Source organism: Pseudomonas sp. B16(2017), from assembly GCF_002113205.1.
Taxonomy (GTDB): domain Bacteria; phylum Pseudomonadota; class Gammaproteobacteria; order Pseudomonadales; family Pseudomonadaceae; genus Aquipseudomonas; species Aquipseudomonas pharyngis.
The window spans coordinates 41,694-51,469 of the sequence record NZ_NEKA01000017.1; the positions used below are offsets into that span (position 1 = coordinate 41,694).

The 9,776-nt window shown below is 59.3% G+C and carries 8 protein-coding genes; 3 read left to right on the plus strand and 5 right to left on the minus strand.

Going from position 1 to position 9,776, the window contains the following annotated elements; all coding sequences use genetic code 11:
* Positions 1-143 precede the first annotated feature (143 nt).
* Positions 144-1,040 carry a GlxA family transcriptional regulator gene (locus CAG25_RS24230; RefSeq protein ID WP_178076451.1) on the plus strand — a complete coding sequence of 299 codons (897 nt, stop codon included), beginning with the start codon at positions 144-146 and terminating at the stop codon, positions 1,038-1,040.
* A 62-nt stretch (positions 1,041-1,102) separates the two neighbouring features.
* Here the strand turns inward: CAG25_RS24230 and zapE are convergent, their stop codons facing one another.
* The 3 genes from zapE to CAG25_RS24245 all read right to left on the minus strand — a co-directional run bounded on the left by zapE (position 1,103) and on the right by CAG25_RS24245 (position 4,297).
* Positions 1,103-2,197, minus strand: coding sequence for a cell division protein ZapE (gene zapE, locus CAG25_RS24235; RefSeq protein WP_064599321.1), 1,095 nt, complete (start codon positions 2,195-2,197; stop codon positions 1,103-1,105).
* Positions 2,198-2,287: 90 nt separating this feature from the next.
* Positions 2,288-3,643: a tryptophan--tRNA ligase gene (locus CAG25_RS24240; RefSeq protein WP_085610970.1), complete on the minus strand. Its 1,356-nt coding sequence runs from the start codon at positions 3,641-3,643 to the stop codon at positions 2,288-2,290.
* 24 nt (positions 3,644-3,667) lie between these two features.
* Positions 3,668-4,297: an alpha/beta hydrolase gene (locus CAG25_RS24245; protein ID WP_085610982.1), complete on the minus strand. Its 630-nt coding sequence runs from the start codon at positions 4,295-4,297 to the stop codon at positions 3,668-3,670.
* Positions 4,298-4,441: 144 nt separating this feature from the next.
* On the opposite strand from CAG25_RS24245, the gene CAG25_RS24250 reads away from it, so the two are divergent.
* Positions 4,442-4,876, plus strand: a complete 435-nt coding sequence (locus CAG25_RS24250; protein ID WP_039766275.1) for a YhcB family protein — start codon at positions 4,442-4,444, stop codon at positions 4,874-4,876.
* 67 nt (positions 4,877-4,943) lie between these two features.
* Here the strand turns inward: CAG25_RS24250 and CAG25_RS24255 are convergent, their stop codons facing one another.
* Both CAG25_RS24255 and CAG25_RS24260 read right to left on the minus strand, forming a co-directional pair.
* The gene (locus CAG25_RS24255) at positions 4,944-5,675 is read right to left on the minus strand and encodes an OmpA family lipoprotein (RefSeq protein ID WP_007956806.1); all 732 of its coding nucleotides are present in this window, start codon (positions 5,673-5,675) and stop codon (positions 4,944-4,946) included.
* 114 nt (positions 5,676-5,789) lie between these two features.
* The gene (locus CAG25_RS24260; protein ID WP_085610971.1) at positions 5,790-6,434 is read right to left on the minus strand and encodes an MBL fold metallo-hydrolase; all 645 of its coding nucleotides are present in this window, start codon (positions 6,432-6,434) and stop codon (positions 5,790-5,792) included.
* 199 nt (positions 6,435-6,633) lie between these two features.
* Here CAG25_RS24260 and CAG25_RS24265 point away from each other — a divergent pair.
* Positions 6,634-9,776, plus strand: a 3,143-nt coding sequence (locus CAG25_RS24265) for a M10 family metallopeptidase (protein ID WP_256576185.1), incomplete at its 3' end; no start/stop codon positions are given.

A 9,776-nucleotide genomic window follows, 5' to 3' on the forward strand; every position in this document is an offset into this window, starting at 1 on the left:
GCCGTCTGGTGACCACTTTCCCTTATAAAAACAAAAGTTGAATTATGTCCAAGCACGTCTCCCCGCCCTTGCGGCGCGTCAGCATCCTGGCGATCGACCGGGTTTTCGCTTCCACTCTCATGCAAGCCAAGGATTTCTTCCATCTGGCCAGCCTGCGTTACGGCAAACAACTGGGCCACGGCCTGACTCCGGCGTTCGAAACCCGCCTGGTCAGCCCCGACGGCAAACCGGTGAACAGCTTCAGTGACGTGGTCATGCCGGTGGACGGCGGCCTGGAAAACGCCGACGTCATCATCCTCCCGGCGTTCTGGGACGATTTCGATACCCTGTGCCAGCGTTATCCACAGGTCCTGCCGTGGCTGCGCGAACAGCATGCCCGGGGCGCCGTGCTATGTGGCGAGGCCACCGGGGTGTTCTGGCTGGCCGAGGCCGGATTGCTCAACGGCAAGGAAGCGACGACCTACTGGCGTTTCTTCAACGCCTTCGCCGAGCGCTTTCCGCAGGTCTATCTCAATCAGGACAAGCACCTGACCGACGCCGACAACCTGTATTGTGCCGGCGGCACCACCTCGGCCTGCGATCTCTACATTTACCTGATCGAGCGCTTCTGCGGCGCCAACGTGGCCCAGGCAGTAGCTCGCGACATTCTCTATGAAGTGCAGCGCAGCTACGCCCCGGGACGCATCGGTTTCGGCGGTCAGAAGCTGCACCAGGACGTGATCATCCTGCAGATCCAGCATTGGCTCGAAGAGCATTTCGCCGACAAGTTCCGCTTCGAGGATGTGGCCCGCGAGCACGGCATGAGCATTCGCAACTTCATGCGCCGCTTCCAGACCGCCACCGGCGACAAACCGCTGCACTATCTGCAACGGCTGCGCATCGAGACCGCCAAAGGCCTGCTCTCCGGCAGCCGCAAGAGCATCAAGACCATCAGCTACGAAGTCGGCTACGACGATGCGAGCTTCTTCGCACGGCTGTTCCGCCAACACACCGAACTGTCGCCGAACCAGTATCGACAGCAGTTTCAGCAGGCTGCCTGACGACTCGACCAGACACAAAAAAGGGCCTGCATCTGCAGGCCCTTTTTGTTTGCCGAATCCGCTTAAGGCTTGTGTGCCCGGGACAGGAATTCGTGCGATTGCATCTCCAGCAGACGGCTGAGGGTACGCTGGAACTCGAACGTCAGACGCCCGCCGGTGTACAGGTCTTTCAACTCGACTTCGGCAGAAATGATCAGTTTGACGTTACGGTCGTAGAACTCGTCGACCATGTTGATAAAGCGTCGGGCGATGTCGTCGGTGGTGACGCTCATCTGCTCCACGCCACTGAGCAGCACGGCATGGAAGATCTTGCCCAATTCGATGTAGTCGTTCTGGCTGCGCGGGCCGTCGCACAGTTCGCGGAAGTCGAACCAGGCCACGTCGTCGCAAGTGCGCAGGGCCCGGATTTCGCGGTTCTCGATGATCAACACATCGTTTTCCACCGCCGCCGTGCATTCCGGCGTCAGCGCGCGGAAGCTCTTGCGCAGGCTTTCATGAGCGGCTTCGTTGAGCGGGAAGTGGAACAGTTCCGCTTGTTCGAGGTGGCGCAGACGGTAGTCGACGCCGCTGTCGACGTTGACGATTTCGGTGTTCTGCTTGATCAGCGCGATGGCCGGCAGGAAGCGCGCGCGTTGCAGGCCGTCCTTGTACAGGCCGTCCGGCACGATGTTCGACGTGGCGACCAGGGTCACGCCGTTCTTGAACAGCTCTTCCATCAGCGTGCCGAGGATCATGGCGTCGGTGATGTCGGAGACGAAGAATTCATCGAAGCAGATGACCCGCGATTCAGTCGCGAAGCGCTTGGCGATGATGGTCAGCGGGTTTTTCTCGCCGCCGAGGGTTTTCATCTCTTCGTGCACACGCTTCATGAAGCGGTGGAAGTGGGTACGGGTCTTTTCCTTGAATGGCAGCGCCTCGAAGAAGGTGTCCACCAGGTAAGTCTTGCCGCGACCCACACCGCCCCAGAAATACAGACCCTTGACCGGCGTCTGATCCTTTTTGCCAAACAGCTTGCCCAGCAAACCCGGCTTGTTCTGCTCAGCCGCGATCAGATCGTCGTACAGGCGTTGCAGATGACGAACGGCAGTTTCCTGCGCGGCATCATGGAAGAAGTCCGGGCGTTTCAGATCAGCTTGATATCGTTCTAGGGGCGTCATAATTCGTTAGCAAGGCAACAAAAACGGGCCGTCACTGTAGCGATGGCCCGTGGGAATGGCAATCGGCCCTTGGTCGGGCCGAGCCGTTGATTATTCCTGAACCGGTGTCAGAGCGATCCGCAAGGCCTCGACAGCTGCATCCCGCGCAGCCACGTCGGCGAACGCCGGGCTGTCGCCGACGCACTCGCCTTCCAGCCAGACACTGAAGCCCAGGCCTTCGCTACGTACATCCAGCGCCTGACCCGATTGCAGCTGCTTGGTCACCTGACCGGCGGTTTTACCGTCGGCGAAGTTGCGCGACAGCAGCAGTTGCTCGCCGTCAGCCGCCAGCAGACGGAAACGGAAGCTGCTGTCGTCTTCACGGAAGCTGACGAAACGTGCGGCTTTCGCAGCTTTCTTCTTGGTGGTTGCGGCCACCTGAACCTGATTGACGAAGGAACGCAGGCCGACCGCTTCGCGCAGCTCGTTGAGGAACGGCGTCGCCACCGCACGGGCCTTCTGGGCGCCGTGTTGCAGGATGTCCTCCAGATCTGCCGGACGCTCGATCAACTGGTGATAACGCTCGCGGGACTCGCCCAACTCGTTGTCCAGCAGCTGGAACAGACGGTTCTTCGCCTCGCCCCAACCCAGACCGCCCAGCAGTTCGCTGCGGAACTCGTCGGCCTGCGCCGGCGTGGAGAACGCCTGGAACAGGGTGAAAAGGTGCGAGTTGTCCGGATCCTTGGCTTCGCCCGGCGCGCGGGAGTCGGTAACGATGCGCGAGATCGCGTCCTTCATTTCCTTGGCGCTGGAGAACAGCGGGATGGTGTTGTCGTAGCTCTTGGACATCTTGCGACCGTCCAGGCCCGGCAACGTGGCCACGCTTTCCTCGATCAGCGCTTCAGGCATGGTGAAGAATTCCTTGCCCTGGCCAAACAGGTGGTTGAAGCGCTGACCGATGTCGCGGGCCATTTCCACGTGCTGGATCTGATCGCGACCGACCGGCACCTTGTGCGCGTTGAACATCAGAATGTCCGCCGCCATCAGCACCGGATAGCTGTACAAGCCCATGGTGATGCCGGCATCCGGGTCTTCGCCGGTCTCGACGTTCTTGTCCACCGAAGCCTTGTAAGCATGGGCGCGGTTGAGCAGGCCCTTGGCGGCGACGCAGGTCAGCAGCCAGGTCAGCTCGGGGATTTCCGGGATGTCGGACTGACGATAGAAGGTCACGCGATCCACATCCAGGCCACCGGCCAGCCAGGTCGCGGCGATTTCCAGACGCGAGCGCTGGATGCGCAGCGGGTCATCGCACTTGATCAGGGCGTGATAGTCGGCCAGGAAGTAGAACGAATCGGCATGGCTTTCGCGGCTGGCGAGAATCGCCGGGCGGATGGCGCCGGCGTAGTTGCCCAGGTGCGGGGTGCCGGTGGTGGTGATGCCGGTGAGGATGCGGGTACGGTTCGTCATGGGTAATCGCTTGTCAGACTGCAATCAATTCGAGAGACGCGGCAGGATCAGATCCTTGAGATCGGTCAGCTTGCCATGAAAAAAGTGTCCGCATTCTGCCACTTTCAGCAGCTCATGGGGGCGCTGGAGTTTGTCAGACCAGTCGTAGACCAGCTGCGGATCGATCACTTCGTCGGTTTCCGGCTGGATCACGGTCAGCTCGCCCTGCTGCGGCAGTTGATCCTGCTCGCCCAGACGCATCACCGCCGGCGCAACCATGAACAGGTGCTTGAGCGTGACGCCTTGGGCTTCGAGACGGCCGCCGAGACTTGCGGCAACAAATCCGCCGAAGGAGAAACCGAACAGGGTCAGCGGCAGATCCGGGTGTTTTTCCAGCAGCCATGCGGCAGCGGCCTGGGCGTCATCGACTTCACCGGTGCCCATGTCATGGGAGCCTTCGCTGGCACCGACGCCGCGATAGTTGAAGCGCAAGGTGATCAGACCGGCGTCGCGCGCGGTGCGCTGCAGGGTCGAGACGACCTTGTTGAGCATGGTGCCGCCCTGCACCGGGTTAGGATGGCAGATCAACGCGATGCCGCGCGGCTGCTCGTTGTCCAGATACAAAGACTCAAGTTGCCCTACCGGGCCATCAATCACTACAGGGGTTTCACGCATCAGCAAGGAAGGAACTCCGTGACCTCGAATCGGGTCGACTCGTCTAGCAAATTGTCTGTGCCAGTCTATTGCGAGTGAATCGCGGTATACAGCGCAGGTTCGAGCCGTTAACGTAAAGCAAAGCCGTTTATAGAGGAAGGACTCGTGGAACACTCGCTCTTAGTTTGGTTGTTACCGACTCTTGCCCTGGTTGTGGGTGTCGCCATTGGTTTCCTGATCGCTCGCGTTGCGCCGAACGCCGCGCCCAGCCGCACGCAGCGTCAACTGGACGATATTCAGGAACGTTTCGACAGTTATCAGAACGAAGTGGTGACCCACTTCAACAGCACCGCCAATCTGGTCAAGAAACTGACCCAGAGCTATCAGGAAGTGCAGGATCACCTCGCCGAGGGTGCCAACCGTCTGGCGCTGGACGAACAGACTCGTCAACGCCTGCTGGCCTCGCTGCACTCCGAAGCAGCACAGGCCCCACGGGAACGCCTGACGCCACCACGGGATCAGGAACCGCCGCGTGACTACGCGCCGAAGACCCCGAACTCGCCGGGCATGCTTGATGAGCATTACGGCCTGAAGAAGTAATCAACCTTCGCGCCAACAAAAAGCCCCCGGACAATCACTTGTCCGGGGGCTTTTTTGTAGCTGACGGTTACGGGTATTGCTGAACCGTGCCCGGTTGTTGCTGACCACCGTACTGCTGGCCCGGGATCGCCTTGAGGTTGACTTCGACGCGGCGGTTCTGCGCCCGGCCGTTGACGTCACCGTTGCTGGCGATCGGATTATCCGGACCGGCACCGCGGGCACTCAGGTTGGCACCGCTGACGCCTTGCGAAGTCAGGTAGGTGGCCACGCTCTGCGCACGACGCTGGGACAGGTCCATGTTGTGCTGACGGCTGCCGGTGCTGTCGGTGTAGCCGACGATTTCGATCTGGTTCTGGTTGAACTCCTTCAGGGAGTTGGCCAGGTTGTTCAGCGGTTGATAGAAGCTGGAAGCGATGTTCGCCGAATCGGTGGCGAAGGTGATGTTGCCCGGCATGATCAGCTTGATCTGATCGCCCTGACGCTGCACTTCAACCCCGGTATTGGCCATGCTGGCGCGCAGTTTTTTCTCCTGCTGGTCGGCGTAGTAGCCGTAACCAGCGGCCGAGGCACCGACGACGGCTGCGCCGATCAGCGCACCCTTGCCGCGGTTGTTGTGGTCGATGGCGGCACCGGCCAGCGCGCCGGCCAAAGCACCGAGGCCACCGTATTTGGCGGTTTTGCTCATGCCCTGGGAGCCACCGTCGGCCTGACCCTGATTGTCATACGGGTTGGGCGAGGCGCAGCCGGACAAGACGGCCACGGCAGTAGCGACAATAATCAAACGACGCGTGGTGAACATGGAGTGCTCCTACATTTTGCATTCTGTGGTGCAGCGGCCATTGGCAACTGGCCCGTGCGGGCGTTGGATCATGACAATGCACAAAAATTCCACTGGGCACCCGTGACAAAATGTTTAGGCACGCACAAACGGGTTCTCGCGCATTTCATCCCCCAGACGCGTATCCGGACCATGCCCGGCCACAACAGTCGCGTCTTCATCCAGGGTGTACAGCCGCTGCTTGATCGATCGCACGATGGTCGCCTGATCGCCGCCCCACAAATCCGTGCGCCCTACTCCGCGACGAAACAGCGTGTCGCCTGCTATCAACAGCTTAGCCTCGGAAAACCAGAAGCTCATGGAACCTGGCGTATGTCCCGGCGTGTGCAGCGCCACGCCACAGCCGCAGGCCAGTTCTTCGTCGTCGCTCAGCCAGCGATCCGGCGACGGCACTGGGGTGTAAGGCACGCCGAACATCTGGCATTGCATCTCGAGGTTGTCCCACAGGAACTGATCTTCCTTGTGCAGATGCAAGGTGGCGCCGGTCTTTTCTTTCATTTGCCCGGACGCCAGGAAGTGATCGAGGTGTGCGTGCGTGTGAATGATGCTGACCACTTTCAGGCCCAACGCATCGAGGCGGGCCATGATCAGGTCAGGGTTGCCGCCCGGGTCAACGACGATGGCCTTTTTGGTGAGCGGGTCGCCGATGATCGTGCAATTGCACTGAAGGGGGCCGACGGGGAAGGTTTCGCGCAGAAGCGCAGGATTTGGGGCAGACATTGAATCCTCGACAGACGGCAATACGCGTTCGCTAATGATTCTATCCCACAAGCCGATATAGATCGCCGGGTCAGTAATTTGACGCCACCAATCGGAAAATGATGGCTCAATGATGTCAAATGTACAAAATCTGGTGCAAAATCGCTTTTTTTTGTAGCGGTCGCATTCAGGAAGGGCCGCAGCGCATTCAGGAAATCCCATGCCGACGCCCAAGACGTATTCCCCTACCTTCACCGCCACCCTGACTGGCAATGCCATTGTCGACAGTCTGATCTCCGGCACCTTCTGGCTGGGTTCCAACTGGACGCCCAACGGGCCGACCAACCTCAGTTACAGCTTCATGGCTCCGGTGACCTCGTACTTCATCACCAACTACAGCCCTGACAATGAATACAACGCCCTGTATGAGTTGACGGCCGGTCAAAAGACCGCGGTGACCAGCGCGCTCAATGCATGGAGCGCCGTCGCGAACCTGAATTTCACATTGACCACCGATACCTTGTTCAACGTCGGCGACCTGCGCTTTGGCGCATACCGATTGATGGATGACAAAACGGCAGCCTGGGCTTATTTCCCTGCCGATACACCGACTGCGGGAGACGTCTGGATCGGGCCTCAGACCAATGATCCCAATCCGGGCAAAGGTAGCTACGACTACCTGACATTCGTCCATGAAATCGGCCATGCGCTGGGTCTCAAACATCCTTTCGATGCGAGCAACACCAACAAGCTATTGCTTGATCCGTCACTCGACGACGTCCACTTCACAGTGATGAGTTACAACAGTAACTACTCCTATCAGCCAACGACGCCGATGGTTCTGGACATCATCACGATGCAGAGCCTGTATGGCGCCAACATGCTGTGGCAGACCGGCGACAACGTTTACAAGTGGGATGCCAACCAGTCGATTTTTGAAACAATCTGGGATGCGGGTGGCAATGACACGATTGATGGTAGCAACCAGCTTGGTTCGGTCATCATCAACCTGAATGAAGGCAGCTACAGTCAGATTGGCAAGGCGTTCGTTGACCTCAACAACAATACCGCCATCAATGACGGGCTGGCGATTGCTTATGGGGCGAAGATCGAAAACGCCACGGGGTCTCAGTTCAATGACACCCTGATCGGAAACGCGCTAAACAACACGCTCAATGGCATGGCCGGCGCCGATGCCATGGCCGGCGGTGATGGCAACGATACCTACTATGTAGACAATGCAGGTGACGTCATTGTCGAACAGGCAACTGTGGGATCTGGCATCGACACAGTCATTTCGTCAATCAGCTACACTCTGGGCAGTAATCTGGAAGACCTTACCCTCATCGGTTGGAACGACCTGACCGCCACCGGCAATGCCCTGAGTAACACGCTCACAGGCAACAACGGCAACAATATCCTCGATGGTGGCCTTGGTGCCGACACCATGATCGGTGGCACGGGCAACGACACTTATATCGTCGACAACGCTTCCGATGCGGTCATTGAGAACAGCGAACTGCCGAATGAGATCGACACCGTCCTTTCGTCCGTCAGCTTCACTCTCGGCGCCAATATTGAAAACCTGACCCTGACGGGCTCGGACAACATCAATGCGATTGGCAACAATCTGAACAACGTTCTGATCGGCAATGCCGGGAACAATCTGCTGGGCGGTGGCGGTGGCCTGGATACCATGATTGGCGGTGCGGGTGACGACCTATACAGTCTCGATCAAGCCGGGGAGCTGGCGTTGCTGCAAGAAAACGCCAACGAGGGCCTGGACACTCTCAACATTGTCTACAACGCCAATGCCCAGACCTATGTTGTAGACCTCACCCAGACCAACCTGTTGAACGTCGAAAACGTCATGGTCAGTGGTGCAGGTGCGTTCACCTTGATTGGTAACGACAGCAACAACATCCTGGTCGGCAACGCAGCCAACAACATCCTGCAAGGCGGCACCGGCAACGACCAGTTGGACGGAGGTGCAGGTGCCGACGCCATGAGTGGCGGTGTGGGCGATGATACGTTCATCGTCGATAACGCCAACGATTCCGTTATCGAATTGACCGGCGAAGGTCATGACCTGATCAAGACCTCTGTCAGCTATACCCTCTCGACCAATGTCGAGGACGGCCAATTGACCGGTTCCGCCGCTATCGACCTGTTCGGCAACAGCCTGAACAACGTCCTCACCGGCAACAGCGGCGCCAACACACTCAACGGCGGTCTGGGCGCAGACACCATGATCGGCGGCGACGGTGTCGATACCTACTACGTCGACAACGTCGGCGACGTGGTGATCGAGACCGATGCCTCGCCGACCGCCTACGACCGGGTCTTCGCCTCCATCGACTACACCCTCACCGCCAACGTCGAGAACCTGTTCCTGACCGGCACTGCCGATCTCAACGGCACCGGCAACAGTTCGGGCAACCGCATCACCGGCAACGATGGCAACAACATCCTCGACGGTGGCCTCGGTGCCGACACCATGATCGGCGGCCTGGGCAACGACACCTACATCGTCGACAACGCCAGTGACACCATCATCGAAACCAGCACTCTGGCCAGCGAAATCGACACCGTGCGTTCTTCGGTGAACTGGACCCTGGGCGACAACCTGGAAAATCTGGTACTCACCAGCACGGCCAACCTCAACGGCACTGGCAACGCACTGAACAACACCCTGACCGGCAACGATGGCAACAACATCCTCGACGGCGGCCAGGGGGCAGACTCCCTGACCGGTGGCCTCGGCGACGACATCTATGTGATCGACAACGCCAATGACACTGTGCTCGAACTCGCCAACCAAGGCCGTGACCTGATCCGCACCTCTGTCAGCTATACCCTCTCGACCAATGTCGAGGACGGCCAATTGACCGGTTCCGCCGCTATCGACCTGTTCGGTAACAGCCTGAACAACACCCTGACCGGCAACAGCGGCGCCAACACCCTCAACGGCGGTCTGGGCGCAGACACCATGATCGGCGGCGACGGTGTCGATACCTACTACGTCGACAACGTCGGCGACGTGGTGATCGAGACCGATGCCTCGCTGACCGCCTACGACCGGGTCTTCGCCTCCATCGACTACACCCTCACCGCCAACGTCGAGAACCTGTTCCTGACCGGCACTGCCGATCTCAACGGCACCGGCAACAGTTCGGGCAACCGCATCACCGGCAACGATGGCAACAACATCCTCGACGGTGGCCTCGGTGCCGACACCATGATCGGCGGCCTGGGCAACGACACCTACATCGTCGACAACGCCAGTGACACCATCATCGAAACCAGCACCCTGGCCAGCGAAATCGACACCGTGCGTTCTTCGGTGAACTGGACCCTGGGCGC